Source organism: Ruegeria sp. CH2, assembly GCF_056537065.1.
This window is the reverse complement of record NZ_JBQFQV010000002.1, coordinates 218,903-233,551: the sequence shown is the minus strand read 5'-3', so window position 1 is coordinate 233,551 and position 14,649 is coordinate 218,903. Positions and strand designations below refer to the sequence as shown.

Genomic DNA, 14,649 nt, shown 5'->3' with positions numbered 1-14,649 from the left:
CTATTCGTAGACGCGCTGATCCTCGATCACCAACCCGTCTTTGGGCAGCGAGCCGGGGGCCACGACTTCGATTGCGCCTTTCAGTTTCAGCACTTCGGCCACCGATCTGGCATATGCCGTATCATCCCCGCCTGTGCTTTCGATCTGGACAGTCATCGAATCCATCTCGCCCTGACGGGTGGCGATGACACGAGCCTTGACGATTTCCTCATGCTTGTCGACCAAAGCGGCAACCTGTTCCGGACGCACGAACATACCTTTGATCTTGGTCGTCTGATCTGCACGCCCCATCCAACCTTTGATCCGGGTGTTCGTGCGACCGCAGGGGGAAATCCCCGGCATCACGGCGGAAAGGTCGCCCGTCGCAAAGCGGATCAGCGGGTAATCGGGGTTGAGAGAGGTCACCACGACCTCACCCACCTCACCCGGTGCCACCGGAGTTCCGGTTCCAGGTGTCACAATCTCGACAATCACGTGCTCGTCGATGATCATCCCGTCGATCGCGGCGCTTTCATAAGCAATATTGCCCAGATCCGCTGTCGCGTAACATTGCAGGCACGAGATACCCCGGTCAGCATATTCCTGTCGCAGAGACGGGAACAAGGCCCCACCGCCAACGGCGGCTTTCGAGAAATGCAGTGAAACGCCCATCTCGTCGGCTTTGTCCAGAATGACCTTCAGGTAATCCGGCGTGCCTGCATAGGCCGTACAGCCAACGTCGCGGGCGGCAGTCACCTGCAACTCGGTTTGTCCGGTTCCTGCGGGCAGAACAGCCGCGCCAACAGCCCGTGCGCCATTTTCAAAGATCATACCGGCCGGGGTCAGGTGATACCCAAAACAGTTCTGGACGATGTCCCCTGCGCCAACACCCGCGGCATTCAGGAAACGGCCCATGCGCCACCAGTCGTGATCAGTGCTGCCCGGCTCATAGATCGGCCCGGGCGACTGGAACACATGATGGAAATGCCGCGCGGGTTTTACCGTAAATCCGCCAAACGGGGAGCGTTTGGCCTGTGCCCGGGTCAAATCCGATTTCCGCAGAACGGGCAATGTCTGCAAATCTTCTGCTGACTTTACCTTATTAGTGTCTGATTCTGACAGATGCGACGCAAATCCAGGGGCCGACATCGCGCGTTTGATCTGCTCCACTAGTGCCTTGGCCTGGTCCGAGGCGCGTTCGTCTGCCGAGCGTGTTTCGAGTGCGTCGAAATAGGTCATCGCCATATCCTCCATCCGCTCACAGCCACCTTTTGCGACGACGATAGGACCGCACATCACGAAAGCTTTTGCGGCCCTCGTCGGACATACCCAGATAAAACTCTTTCACATCCGGGTTTTCGCGCAGGTCTGCGGCCGGGCCGTCCATCACGACACGCCCGGATTCAAGAATATAGCCGTAATGCGCAAAGCGCAGGGCGACGTTGGTGTTCTGCTCTGCTAGCAGAAAGGACACGCCCTCTTTTTCGTTGAGGTCCTTCACGATACTGAAAATCTCTTCGACCAGCTGCGGAGCAAGACCCATTGAAGGTTCGTCCAGCAAAATCGTCTCGGGCCGCGACATCAACGCCCGCCCCATGGCAACCATCTGCTGTTCCCCACCCGAAGTATAGCCTGCCTGCGACCGGCGGCGTTCCTTGAGCCGGGGGAAATATGCGTAAACCATCTCAAGGTCCTGCTGGACCGCAGCCGCCCCGTCTTTTCTGGTATAAGCACCGGTCAGCAAGTTTTCCTCGACGGTAAGGTGCTCGAAACAATGGCGGCCTTCCATCACCTGAATGACACCCTTTTCAACCAGATCGGCCGGATCGCTTTCATGCACGTTCTGGCCGCGATACTTGATCGAACCTTTGGTGACTTCACCGCGTTCGGAATGCAGCAGGTTCGAAACGGCCTTGAGCGTGGTTGTCTTGCCCGCGCCATTGCCACCCAGCAATGCTGTGATGCCGCCCTTTGGAACACTCAGGCTGACGCCTTTCAACACGAGGATCACGTGGTTGTAGATTACCTCGATATTATTGACCTCAAGCAGGGTTTCCGCCTGCACGTCAGTGGTTTGTGCCGCATCCAGCATCAGCGCGTTTCCTCATGCCTGCCCGTTCCGGGGCTGTTCGTGAGGAGCGGCAGGTAACCCGCCGCTCCGGTTGTCTGAACGCCAAGGATCACATCCGTGGCGCAACATGCCTTACTCGCAACGTGGCGAGATGCTGTTTTCGGTTGCGTAGGCACCGGAATCTTCTTCGATCAACGCGCCGATAACTTCGGCATCTGTCGGTTTGAAGTCCTGTACGGGGTTCCAGGCGCCAGTCGCCGCATCCCACTGAACAACACCGACAAGACCGGGGCCGCCGTGGTTTTCGCAAGAGACCGAGAATTCAGGGCCGAACCCGGACATACCAAGCGCTTCCATCTTGGCGTTGGTCATTTCCAGTGCTTCCATGCCATCGCGCATCATCGACGCGTCGATATCAGCGGTTCCGTGCATCGCCTGCGCCGTTTTCACAGCCTCGGCTGCCAGCATGGCGGCATAAAGCCCACGGTTGTACTGAACTGTACCCAGCTGATCGCCGGCACCTGCGGCCTTGCCCGAGTCAACGACGTACTTTTTCAGGTCGTCATAGACAGGATAGTCCATGCCAAGGCCGGTAAAGGTCAGCGCCTTGTAACCGGTCGCTTTTTCGCCAGCAGGCTCAACGTCGAATTCCGCGCCCGACCACCAGACACCGATGAAGTTTTCCATCGGGAAACGGATGTTGGCCGCTTCCTGAACCGCAACCTGGTTCATGACGCCCCAGCCCCACATGATGACATAGTCAGGCTTTTCGCGGCGAATTTGCAGCCATTGCGACTTCTGCTCTTGGCCCGGGTGATCAACCGGCAGCAGGGACAGCTCATACCCATGCTTTTCGGCCAGAGTTTCCAATGTCCGGATCGGTTCCTTGCCATAGGCCGAGTTGTGATAGACCAGCGCAATCTTCTTACCGCTCAGGTCACCGCTATTTTCCTCCAACAGATAGTTGATCGCACCGGACGCACCATTCCAGTAGTTGGCCGGATAGTTGAACACGTGGCTGAACACTTTGCCGTTCGCAGCCGAGGTCCGGCCATAGCCCATCGTGTGCAGCGGAATGCCGTCGGCGGTCACTTTGGGGATCAGCTGATAGGTAATACCGGTCGACAGCGGCTGATACACCAGCGCGCCTTCACCTTTGGTGGATTCGTAGCATTCCACGCCTTTTTCGGTGTTATACCCGGTTTCGCATTCGATCACGTTTGCGGGGACACCGCCAATGCCACCGTCCCGCTCGTTCAGAAGCGTGAAATAGTCGGCGTAACCATCCGCGAATGGAATACCACCGGCCGCATAGGGCCCGGTTCGATAGCTGAGCGACGGGAACACAAGATCCGCCATCGCAGGTCCTGCCGCCATCAGGGCGCTCAGCGCCACAGTTGCCAGTTTCTTGTTCATCGGGTGTCTCCTCCCTTGATTGATCCGATATTGAGTTCGGGCTTGATCACCCGTCTTTATGATTGGGCCAGCCCTCAGTGCGGGAACGGCCAGAGTCTGAGTTTCTCTTTCGCCACGCGCCACAACTGGGCCAGACCGTGGGGCTCGAGGATCAGGAACATGATGATCAGCGCGCCTACAATCACGAGCTGAAGATGGGCAACGATATCGGTCGGCCAACCCAGAAGATCGACGCCAACCAGTTTGAGCAGAACCGGCAGCAGCACCAGGAACGCCGCCCCGGCAAAAGACCCGAAAATCGAGCCTAACCCGCCGATAATCACCATGAACAGCACCAGAAACGACTTCTGAATGCCGAATGCTTCGCCCACCTCGACCGCGCCAAGATAGACGGCAAAGAACAAGGCCCCTGCGATGCCCACAAAGAACGAGCTGACAGCGAAAGCGCTGATCTTGGCCTTCAACGGGTTCACCCCGATGATTTCCGCGGCGATATCCATGTCGCGGATCGCCATCCATGTCCGCCCGGTCGTGCCGCGGGTCAGGTTGCGCGCAATAATCGCGCTGGCGGTCAGGAAGATCAGACAGAACAGGTAGGTCGCCCAAGCCGGGGCGTTCGGGCCCGAGATGATAATGCCGAACACGTCACGTTCTGGCGCGTTGATCTGACCCGAGGCCGAGTAGTTGTAGAACCACGGCACCCGGTTGAAGAGCCACACCAGAAAGAACTGTGCCGCAAGCGTCGCCACCGCCAGATAGAACCCCTTGATCCGCAGGGAAGGCAGGCCAAACAAAACGCCTACAATCGCGGTGATACCACCGGCCAGCAGGACATGAATGAACATGCTGACGTCTGGAAATGCGGTCATCAACTTGTAGCAGGCATAAGCACCCACCGCCATGAAACCGCCTGTACCAAGGCTGACCTGCCCGCAATAGCCCACAAGTATGTTCAATCCGATCGCCGCGATGGCATAGATCAGAAAGGGCAGCAGCAGGGCGTTTGCCCAATAGTCGTTGATGATGAACGGAATGATCCCGAACGCCACCGCCAGAACGACATAGTACCGATACCGGTCGAACTTGATCGGGAAAGTCTGGCTGTCATCCACGTAGGAGGTTTTGAAATCTCCGGCCTCACGATAGAACATCTGTTACTTTCCCCATTCTTCTTGCGCCCGGTTCCGGGTCGCGGCGTCCAGCTGGCTGGACCCTTTGGCATATCCGCTCGCCTCAGAGGCGCGCACGAGTTTCAGGTAGGCCAGAACACCCATGATCAGACCTGCAAAGGCCAGGATCGCGGCAATCGTAAGCTGACTGTCTGTCAGGTCATTCGAGGTCAGCGCGATATATCCAAAGGCCCAGAACCCCGCCCATGCGATCACATTGATGATGGCGATCAGCTTGGTCATGCGTTACACCCTCTCGATGATCTTCTCGCCGAACAGACCCTGCGGTCTAAACACCAGAAAGATCAGCGCCAGCACATAGGCGAACCAGTTTTCGGTCGCGCCGCCGACCAGCGGGCCAATCGAGAATTCGAACAACTTCTCGCCTACTCCGATGATCAGACCGCCGACGATGGCACCGGGGATCGATGTGAACCCGCCCAGCATCAACACCGGCAGCGCCTTAAGCGCGATCAGCGACAGCGAGAACTGCACGCCCGATTTGGTGCCCCACATGATCCCCGCGACCAGCGCCACGAACCCGGCCACCGACCAGACCATGACCCAGATGAAGTTGAGCGAGATCCCGACCGAAAGTGCCGCCTGATGGTCATCCGCCACAGCGCGCATGGCCCGCCCCTGCTTTGTGTACTGGCTGAAGGCCACCAGCGCCGCCACCAGAAGCGCCGCAATCACGGTTGCCACGATGTCGAGGTTGTCGATGAAGAAGCCATAGCCGAAGATGTTAAAGGTTACCTCGTCGATCCACAGGTTGATGCCCTGCGGCAGACCCACATCCAGCGTCTTGATCTCGGAGCCCCACATCAGGTCGGCCACACCTTCAAGGAAATAGGCCAGACCGATCGTGGCCATGAACAGGATGATCGGCTCCTGCCCAACCAGATGCCGCATGACAAAGCGCTGCACACACCAGGCCAGCAGAACCATCACACCCATTGTCAGGATGATCGCCAGCAGGGCGGGGATGTTCCAGCCGAAGTTATAGACATGAGTGCCGAAGGTCGCGTTGATCAAATGCGCGAAAGGCACCTGCCCGTTCATGATCCCGACCAGTGTCATCGCCGCAAACAGGGCCATAACCCCTTGCGCGTAATTGAAAATCCCGGATGCCTTGTAGATCAGCACAAAGCCCAGCGCGACCAGCGCATAAAGCACCCCGGCCATCAGACCGTTAAGGATGACCTCCGTGGCAAAGATTAACTGCTCAGGCATATGTGCCTCCCCGGATATCTGCTTTGGTCTCAGTCATGGCTGACCCCCAGATAGGCGTCGATGACTTCCTGATTGTTGCGCACCTCGTCGGGTGTACCGTCACCAATCTTTTTTCCGTAATCCATCACGACCACGCGGTCGCTCAGGTCCATCACCACGCCCATATCGTGTTCGATCAGGGCGATGGTGGTGCCGAATTCGTCATTCACATCGAGGATAAAGCGGCTCATGTCCTCTTTCTCTTCGACATTCATGCCCGCCATCGGTTCATCCAGCAGCAAGAGCTTTGGTTCTGCCGCCAGTGCGCGGGCCAGTTCGACGCGTTTTTTCAGGCCATAAGGCAGGCGCGCAACGGGCGTCTTGCGGATGTGCTGGATTTCAAGGAAATCGATGATCTTCTCGACCGCCTCACGGTTTTCAACCTCTTCCGCCTCGGCCTTTCCCTTCCACCAGGCCTGCTGGAAGATGTTGGTCTGCATGAAGTTCAAACGCCCGGTCATGACGTTGTCCAAAACGCTCATCCCTTCGAACAGGGCGATGTTCTGGAACGTCCGCGCGATCCCCTGCTGCGCCACCTCAAAGGGCCGCATCGCTGGGCGTTTTGATCCGTGGAACCAGACCTCGCCTTCCTGCGGGACATAGAACCCCGAGATAACGTTCAGCATGGATGATTTTCCGGCCCCGTTCGGCCCGATGATGGCGCGAATTTCGCCTTCGCGAATATCGAACGAGATGTCCTTGATCGCCACGACGCCGCCAAAGCGCAGGGTGATGTTCTTCATTTCCATCACCACGCCGCCGATCTTGCGACCGTCTTCGGTGACATATCCTATGGAGTCCTTCATTACCCTATCCTCCGATCGCTACTGCTCGGATTACGTAGAAACAATCCCGAGAAAATCTCAGGCCGCCGGGGAAAGTGGACCTTTCGCAGGTCGAGAAAACTACTTCGTGATCTGTGGCAAGCGATGCACCGGTATCTTCCCTGAACCGAACGAGGGGCGGTCGCACTTTCCGATACCGGATTCGGCCAAATGAAACACAGCCTTGGGATTGAGTATTGTCACCCAGCCATCGAACTCTATTCTCATTGCACAGCCCCGACGCGACCCGAAGTTGGTTTGAACGGCGTGCCGAAAATCTTCCTTTTTCCGAGTTCCAGCAACAGGAATTTCGACAGAATTCGCACCGAACCGTTCTTCGTCCCACCATATATTGTAGAGATTTGTTAGTTTTTTGACCACATCTGCGTTTATTGACACCTGAGGGTTGGTTAGTACTGTGCAGCCTCGCCTCAACTGCTCGACCGTCTGTCCGCCGAAAACTTCTTCCCTCACGACGAATGCCTGGTCCTTTGAATACCACAGACGACGGGAGCCTCGGACATCGTAATCGAGTTCGGTGTCTGAATTTGACGTGAGCCCGACATTGTTGAACTGAGATGATGTCGCGATGCTCTTCCAGCAACGCCGGATCAGGTCTTCCCAGACCAAATAGTATTCTGGAAGAGCTCCGATAACTTCCGAAGTTTGGCTGTTGCGTAAGATCAGCGTAGGAGCGTTTTCGCCCTCCGAATTGAACGATAACTGAACGTTCCGCGCGTTGAGTTTCGCAATTTGTGCGGCGCCAGTGCCCGGGGCAACCGATGCCTCGCTTTCCTCTGCTTTGCTTACCACTAATTCTCTGCTTGAATTCGCAGTGGGTGGCCGAGATGTGACTCCGAAGCTCAATAGCCCCAGAGAACTCACAATCATCAGTAGGCCAATGATCAAAATCACACGGGGAAGCACTTTGACAAAAACCTCTTAAGAATTTCTCTCTTAAGACAGTAACTTCAAGCAAACTACCGCGAAAGGCGAGTGGGGAATTCAAGACTATCGGCGGGGATATTAAGTTCCGACTACGCATTATCATTCCGCTGCCACCTTGTGCTGCGCACCCGGTACAACCGGCGCATCCACGATTTTCAGCGTCGCGCTGATCGATCCCTTGCGCCCATCTTCATAGGTCACTTCGGTCGTGGTCGACACGCTTTCGGACCCGTCATAAAGCGCCGCAATGATGTCGTGGAACTTCTCTTCGACAAACCCACGCCGCACTTTCCGGGTGCGCGTCATCTCACCATCATCAGCGTCCAGTTCTTTGTGCAGAACGACAAAGCGATGCACCTGGCAACCGGACAGCATTTCATCAGCTGCTACCGATTTGTTGACCTCTTCCACATGCGCCCTGATCGTCTCTAACACACGCGGATGGCCTGCCAGTTCCTGATAGGAGGCGTAAGCCACGTTGTTGCGTTCCGCCCAGTTGCCGACCGCTGTCAGGTCGATATTGATGAAGGCCACGCAGCGATCCTTGCCGTTTCCGAACAGAACGACCTCGAGAATATCGGGATAGAATTTCAGTTTATTCTCGACATATTTCGGCGCAAACATGGACCCGTCGGCCATTTTGCCCACGTCCTTGGCGCGGTCGATGATCCGCAGATGGCCGCTGCTTTCCTCGATGAACCCGGCATCACCCGTTGCCACCCAGCCTTCGGCATCTTTGGTCGATGCCGTGGAATCCGGGTTGTTGTAATATTCGACAAACACGCCGGGCGAGCGGTAATGGATCTCGCCCTTGTCGTCGATCCTGATCTCGACATCCGGCGCGGGCACGCCAACCGTGTCGGCCCGAACCTCGCCATCCGGCTGTACGGTGATGAACACGGTTGCTTCGGTCTGGCCATAAAGCTGTTTCAGGTTGATGCCCAAAGATCTATAGAAATCAAAGATTTCCGGTCCGATCGCTTCACCCGCTGTATAGCCAACCCGGAACCGGCCATAACCCAGCGTATCCTTGAGCGGCCCGTAGACCAACAGGTTACCCAGCGCGTATTTCATCCGGTCGCCAAAGCCGACGGGTTTGCCATCCAGCAACTTGCCACCCACTTTTTTGGCATGCGCCATGAAGTGATGGAACATGCGCTGCTTCAGCTTGCTCGCATCCTCCATCCGGATCATCACATTGGTTAGCTGGCTTTCAAACACGCGTGGTGGGGCGAAGAAATAGGTCGGCCCGATTTCGCGCAGGTCGGTCATCATCGTGTCGGCGCTTTCCGGGCAGTTCACGCAGAACCCGCACCAATAGGCCTGACCGATGGAAAAGATGAAATCCCCGACCCATGCCATTGGAAGATAGGAAAGGATATCTTCATCGCGGGTCAAATGGTCGAAGATCGCTGAATTCTTGGCGCTTTCGATCACGTTGCGGTTCGACAGAACCACCCCCTTGGGCTTGCCCGTTGTGCCCGAGGTATAAAGCATGACGCAGGTGTCGTTATAGGTGATCTCAGAGATGCGCTTGTCCAGCTCTGCATCAAACCGCTGATGTCCTGCCTGACCTTCGGCCATGAGGTCTTCCAGCGCGTTCATCTGGCTGTGGTCGTATTTCCGCATCCCCCGCTTGTCGGTATAGAGGATGTGCTTGATCTGGTGCACTTTTTCCTGAATCTCGATGACCTTGTCGACCTGTTCCTGATCACCGCAGACGACATATTTCGCGCCGCAATGCTCCATCACATAGGTCATCTCTTCGGCGACTGCGTCCTGATACAGAGGCACCGGAACTGCACCGACCATCTGTGCTGCGACCATGGTCCAGTAATGTGCTGGCCGGTTGCGTCCGATCACGGCAATATGGTCACCGCGCTCAACGCCAATTTCAAGAAATCCAAGGGCGAGCGCGCGAATTTCCTTGGCCGCTTCAGCCCAGGTCCAGCATTGCCAGATCCCAAATTCTTTTTCCCGATAGGCCGGGGCATCCCCGAACTGGGTCGCGTTGCGGTGTAGAAGCGCCGGAAGGGAATGCAACCCTTCGGCGCCCGACTGCGTCTGAGCCAATCTTTTTCTCCTCCCCATCCGGCCTCCTCAAAGCCGGAAATGGCGGATCCGGGAAAGCCCCCGGATGCCAGTGCCCCGATTTGGGACACCCGCACGATCAGCGTCAACTTTTTCCTGATGTTTTCTCAATTCTTACGAATTGTAACAGGTGCAGAGGGGTGATGTTACGTTTTGTACAATATGAACATGTCGGGCTATTGAACGGTTATGCGCTGCACAGGTTGTTATGCGGGTTCGACGAACAGGACGAAAATTGCGAAGAGGCACAACCAGAAGAGAGAGCAACTGCGCCATCTATTAATCTCAGAACGACGCGAAAATTGTCTCTGAAATCACAAACCTGCGACAACCACAGCTTCCGTTTTTCGCCACGGATAGCTGGACATTACCAGCTATCTATTCAAAGTGAGGCGACTTACAATTCATTTGAGGACAGAAGGTTGGGACTCAGGCGATTTTTCAGGCGGCATTTTCGCGCGCAAACTCATACTCCAGCGCAAAATCAGGAATACCAAGCAGGTGCCGGGCACCCTCTTTACAACTATGTTTGCGATTTTCCAGCTTTGGATCTAATTCGTGAGTTCGCCGAACCCAATCCGAAAGCAACAGACGGGGTGGTGACCAACTTTCTTGGCGTCAGAATTGAACCACGCGTGATGTCCAGCATCCTGGAACCCCTGGCAGGCAAGGTAGAACCTATTCCCGATCCGGGTAATTGGCATGCAGACATCGCAGAATGGGCGGCAACACTTCTGTCTGTGAAAGAGGCCTCAGGTACTTACCGGATTATTGAACTTGGTTGCGGTTGGGGATGCTGGCTAAATAATATGGGCTTCGTCGCCAAAAAGAGAGGGTTAAGCGTCGACCTGATCGGTATCGAAGGTGACAGCTCTCATCTGGAAAACGCCGAGCGCACGTTTCAACTGAACGGCTTCAACCCAAGTGAGTACCGCCTTGTCAATGGGGTGGCCGCCAGCAAAGAGGGCATCGCGCTTTTCCCAAAATACGAAGAGGCGCACGAAAACTGGGGCGCAGAGCCGATTTTCTATCCGGACGAAAAGGTTCTGGCCGAATCCCGCGCCAAAGGTGACTATACAGAGCTGAATTGTTATACGCTTGAAACCCTGTCTAATGGCGAAGCTGTCGATCTGCTACACATCGATATTCAGGGCTCGGAGCTGGACTTTGTGCAGAGCAACTTCGACGGCATAGAAAATCTTGTAAAGCGCGTGTTTATCGGAACGCACTCTCGCTATCTTGAAGGCGCTTTGCAGGAGTTTTTCCTGACAAAGGGATGGACGCTCGAAATGGACCGCCCCGTGATTCACAGGTTGATCGAAGGTCGGCCACAGATCGAAATTGATGGCGTGCTGCTGTTCAAAAACCCGAACCACGACAAGCTACCGCTTCATTGACAGAAATGCGGTTTGCGTCTGGCGTTTGGCGCTATTGGTTTCTTGTGACGGTGCGGGAATGCCGCGCCGTCCGATGACCGTCTGTATTTAGCAGCCGCATCATCTTTTACATTATACAGATATCCAGATTAGCTTTGACCTATAAGTGGTATCCGGTAGCCTTGGGCTTTACCGTACCAAACAGGTCCCGTGTGCAGCAGGGATGCCGGACCGGCAAACAGACTTCGACCTTCGGCAGGTTGGCGCGGCTATTGATACTTAGCTTTTAATGCTGCTTTTTTAAAACGACCAACAGATGTTGAGCGCAACGTGTACAGCAACCCCAAAAGTTTCGTGTTCAAGGGCATTGTCTTATCGCGGTAAACGAGGCTTGCCTCATAGGGCTTGTTGGCGTCGCAAAGTTCAATGATTTCGCCTGCGGCCAAAAGCATCTCTTCCATCAGGGCTTCGGCGGCTTCCGCCTTGCTTGCCTCATCCCCTGAAATTGATTTGTCTCTTTGGGACTTTCGGCGGAAATCCACAATGGCAGCGGGCACGTATTCAGTGACCCGATTTCTGAATCGCGTCATGTCAGAGCCATTGGCCTGAGTGCCGTCCGATTTGGTGTAGGAGTTATAATCACCGTATAGGGCCAGGATCGTGCTCGTCTGGTGAAACAAAATATCTTGCCGTGCAAAATCGAGTTCGACATAGCGATCAATTCGGGCCTGCTCTTCGATCATGACCGATACTGCAGTCTTCGCAACATCTGCTTCGGCACTATGAACCGCCAAAACAAATAAGGCCAAAATCAAAACAATCCTGGACACCCAAAGCTTTCCAACTCGACTTGCAATCATAACGAGGTACTCCTTGACCGTTGAGAAAGCACTCGAACACTACCACAAATCGGCAAATAAATCCGCCAAGCCGAAATTCGGGCCGTTTGCGCCTGACGCCTTTTGAGCCCCTACAACCAATCCCGCAGGATCGGGATCAGGGGCACATCCGCGGCCGGCATGGGGTAATTGCGCAGGTCATTTGCGCGGACCCATTTCAGCGCCTGCCCCTCTTTCGACTGTGGGATGCCCTGCCATTTGCGGCAGGCGAACAGAGGCATCAGCAGGTGGAAATCGTCATAGCTGTGGCTGGCAAAGGTCAGGGGGGCGAGGCACGAGGCCCAGGTGTCGATGCCCAGTTCCTCGTGCAATTCGCGGATCAGGGCGGCTTCGGGGGTTTCGCCGGGTTCGATCTTGCCGCCGGGAAATTCCCAAAGACCGGCCATGGATTTACCCTCGGGGCGTTGGGCCAGCAGCACCCGGCCCTCGATGTCGATCAGGGCGACCGCAGAGACCAACACGGTTTTCACGAGCGGTAATCCGCGTTGATCTCGATATATCCGTGGGTCAGATCGCAGGTCCAGACGGTGGATTTGCCCGCGCCCAGACCCAGATCAACGGCGATGACCAGATCCTGACCTTTCATATAAGCGGCGGCTGCGTCTTCGCTGTAATCGGGGCTGACCCAGCCTTTTTCGGCCACAAGGATGTCGCCGAACGAAATGCTCAGCAGGTCGCGATCCGCCGCGGCACCGGATTTACCGATGGCCATGACGATACGGCCCCAGTTCGGATCTTCGCCCGCGATGGCGGTTTTGACCAGCGGAGAGTTGGCGATGGCAAGGCCATGGATCTTGGCGTCAGCGTCTGTTGCGGCCCCTGTCACGCGGATCTCGACGAATTTCGTGGCACCTTCGCCATCGCGCACCACTTGCTGGGCCAGATCCAGCATCACAGCCTCCAGCGCCTCGGCGAAGGCCGCGTTGCCGGTGGCGTCCACACCCGAAGCGCCGGTGGCGCACAGCAGCAGGCTGTCCGAGGTGGATGTATCGCTGTCCACGGTGATGCAGTTGAACGTCCGGTCTGTCTGCGCACCCAGCATCGCCTGCAACGCCGATTGTTCGACCCGGGCGTCGGTAAAGATATAGACCAGCATGGTCGCCATATCGGGCGCAATCATGCCGGAACCCTTAGAAATCCCCGCAATAGAGACTGTTTTGCCATCAATTTCGACCTGCGCCACGGCCCCTTTCGGGAAGGTGTCCGTGGTCATGATCGCGCGTGCGGCGTCTTCGATCGCGTGACGGCTAAGACCCGCCTTCAGCGTTTCAAGCTTGGCAATGATGCGGTCATGAGCCAGCGGTTCACCAATCACGCCGGTTGAGGAGGTAAAGACCCGCTCGACCGGAACACCTGTCGCCTTCGAGACGGCCTGCGTCACCTCGGCCACCGAGGTCTGACCATAATGCCCGGTAAAGGCATTGGCATTGCCCGAATTCACCAGGATCGCCGCCGGGCCATCGTTGGGCCCGCCGATCTTGTCCTGACAATCCAGAACCGGGGCGGCACGCGTGGCTGAACGGGTAAAGACCCCGGCCACAGATGTGCCCGGGTCCAGCACGGCCAGCATGACATCCGTGCGGCCCTGATATCGCACGCCCGCCGCGACGGTGGCGAACCGCACACCGTCAATTGCAGGCAAATCAGGGAAGGACGCTGGCGCCAGCGGCGAAACCTTGGTGATCTTGGCCACGGGGATTACTCCTGAATCAGGTCCAGCTGGCGCAGAACTTCGGGCCCGGCACCTTCCAGAGCGGGGCGGTCGATCTGGGCCTGCTGTGTCAGTTCATCGATGCGCGCCTGAATGGCGTCCTGCTGAACGGTTTGCGCAAGTTCTTCGCGCACGGCGTCCAGCGCGGGCGCTTCGGTTTTGCGCTTGTCGTTCAACTTGACCACATGCCAGCCAAACTGCGTCTGAACAGGGTCGGACACCTGCCCTTTTTCAAGCGCGACCACGGCTGTTTCGAATTCCGGTACCATCTGGCCCTTGCCGAACCAGCCCAGCGCGCCGCCATTGGGGCCGGACGGACCGGTAGAATGCGCGCGCGCGAGTTCGGCGAAATCGGCGCCGTCATCAAGCTGCGCCTTGAGGTCGTTGGCCTGTTCTTCGGTCTCGACCAGAATGTGGCTGGCATCGAATTCGTCTTCACCCGCGAAATTGTTGTACTGCGCGTCGTAGGCTGCCTGAATGGCCTCGTCTGTGACAACCGTATCGGTCAGGGCTGTGACGGTCTGAACCGCCAGAAGTGAGCGTTCTTCATTTTTCAGCCGCAGCGTGTTCAGTTTGTTCAGCCCGTCCTGCTGTTGCCCCAGCAATTGCTGCTGGATCAGCTGTTCCAGCACGAAGTCGAACAATACGTCATCTTCGGCCTGCTGGTACTGCGGCGGCAGGGCGGCAACGGTAGCGATCACGTGACCCAAAGTGATCTCATCCCCGTTCACACGCGCCACCACAGTGGATGCATCCGGCTGGGTTTCAGCGGCCAGCGGCAAGGCCATCATGGCGGTCAGAGCCAGCGATGGCAGAAAAGTGAGGCCTTTGGGCATTGAATCATCCTATTTCCTTGCCGCGGCAGGGCGCAGCGTTGACACTCTGGAACCTGC

General features: G+C 56.6%; 14 protein-coding genes. 1 reads left to right on the top strand and 13 read right to left on the bottom strand.

The features are described from left to right. The 9 genes from ACR0M9_RS05740 to ACR0M9_RS05700 form a co-directional block, all read right to left on the bottom strand. Entirely contained in the window at positions 1 to 1,218 is a 1,218-nt protein-coding gene (locus ACR0M9_RS05740) for a phenylacetate--CoA ligase family protein (protein ID WP_480506949.1), read from the bottom strand. 19 nt (positions 1,219 to 1,237) lie between these two features. After that, positions 1,238 to 2,071 (bottom strand): ABC transporter ATP-binding protein, encoded by an 834-nt coding sequence (locus tag ACR0M9_RS05735; RefSeq protein ID WP_209598951.1) that lies wholly within the window; start codon positions 2,069 to 2,071, stop codon positions 1,238 to 1,240. Between the two features lie 111 nt (positions 2,072 to 2,182). Beyond that, positions 2,183 to 3,466 (bottom strand): ABC transporter substrate-binding protein, encoded by a 1,284-nt coding sequence (locus ACR0M9_RS05730; protein ID WP_209506941.1) that lies wholly within the window; start codon positions 3,464 to 3,466, stop codon positions 2,183 to 2,185. 74 nt (positions 3,467 to 3,540) lie between these two features. Beyond that, positions 3,541 to 4,617: a branched-chain amino acid ABC transporter permease gene (locus ACR0M9_RS05725; protein ID WP_209598953.1), complete on the bottom strand. Its 1,077-nt coding sequence runs from the start codon at positions 4,615 to 4,617 to the stop codon at positions 3,541 to 3,543. Between the two features lie 3 nt (positions 4,618 to 4,620). Then, on the bottom strand, positions 4,621 to 4,878 hold the full coding sequence (locus ACR0M9_RS05720) for a hypothetical protein (RefSeq protein WP_209506939.1): 258 nt from the start codon (positions 4,876 to 4,878) through the stop codon (positions 4,621 to 4,623). Between the two features lie 3 nt (positions 4,879 to 4,881). Further along, a complete protein-coding gene (locus ACR0M9_RS05715) occupies positions 4,882 to 5,868 on the bottom strand; it encodes a branched-chain amino acid ABC transporter permease (protein WP_209506938.1) in 987 nt (328 codons plus the stop codon). A gap of 29 nt (positions 5,869 to 5,897) precedes the next feature. Next, positions 5,898 to 6,713 carry an ABC transporter ATP-binding protein gene (locus ACR0M9_RS05710; RefSeq protein WP_480773070.1) on the bottom strand — a complete coding sequence of 272 codons (816 nt, stop codon included), beginning with the start codon at positions 6,711 to 6,713 and terminating at the stop codon, positions 5,898 to 5,900. Positions 6,714 to 6,812: 99 nt separating this feature from the next. Continuing rightward, a complete protein-coding gene (locus ACR0M9_RS05705) occupies positions 6,813 to 7,544 on the bottom strand; it encodes a hypothetical protein (protein ID WP_480773069.1) in 732 nt (243 codons plus the stop codon). Between the two features lie 234 nt (positions 7,545 to 7,778). Next, positions 7,779 to 9,770, bottom strand: a complete 1,992-nt coding sequence (locus ACR0M9_RS05700; protein ID WP_480773068.1) for an AMP-binding protein — start codon at positions 9,768 to 9,770, stop codon at positions 7,779 to 7,781. Positions 9,771 to 9,913: 143 nt separating this feature from the next. Here ACR0M9_RS05700 and ACR0M9_RS05695 point away from each other — a divergent pair, with 143 nt between their 5' ends. Further along, entirely contained in the window at positions 9,914 to 11,167 is a 1,254-nt protein-coding gene (locus ACR0M9_RS05695) for a class I SAM-dependent methyltransferase (protein WP_480546051.1), read from the top strand. 248 nt (positions 11,168 to 11,415) lie between these two features. Here the strand turns inward: ACR0M9_RS05695 and ACR0M9_RS05690 are convergent, their stop codons facing one another. The 4 genes from ACR0M9_RS05690 to ACR0M9_RS05675 all read right to left on the bottom strand — a co-directional run bounded on the left by ACR0M9_RS05690 (position 11,416) and on the right by ACR0M9_RS05675 (position 14,592). Further along, positions 11,416 to 12,006 (bottom strand): hypothetical protein, encoded by a 591-nt coding sequence (locus ACR0M9_RS05690; RefSeq protein ID WP_480773067.1) that lies wholly within the window; start codon positions 12,004 to 12,006, stop codon positions 11,416 to 11,418. Positions 12,007 to 12,116: 110 nt separating this feature from the next. Then, a complete protein-coding gene (gene mutT / locus ACR0M9_RS05685) occupies positions 12,117 to 12,515 on the bottom strand; it encodes an 8-oxo-dGTP diphosphatase MutT (protein WP_267363933.1) in 399 nt (132 codons plus the stop codon). Continuing rightward, a complete protein-coding gene (gene argJ, locus ACR0M9_RS05680) occupies positions 12,512 to 13,738 on the bottom strand; it encodes a bifunctional glutamate N-acetyltransferase/amino-acid acetyltransferase ArgJ (protein WP_480538336.1) in 1,227 nt (408 codons plus the stop codon). The genes mutT and argJ overlap by 4 nt, the downstream gene beginning before the upstream one ends. Before the next feature lie 5 nt (positions 13,739 to 13,743). Next, positions 13,744 to 14,592 carry a peptidylprolyl isomerase gene (locus tag ACR0M9_RS05675; RefSeq protein ID WP_480773066.1) on the bottom strand — a complete coding sequence of 283 codons (849 nt, stop codon included), beginning with the start codon at positions 14,590 to 14,592 and terminating at the stop codon, positions 13,744 to 13,746. Between the last annotated feature and the right edge of the window lie 57 nt (positions 14,593 to 14,649).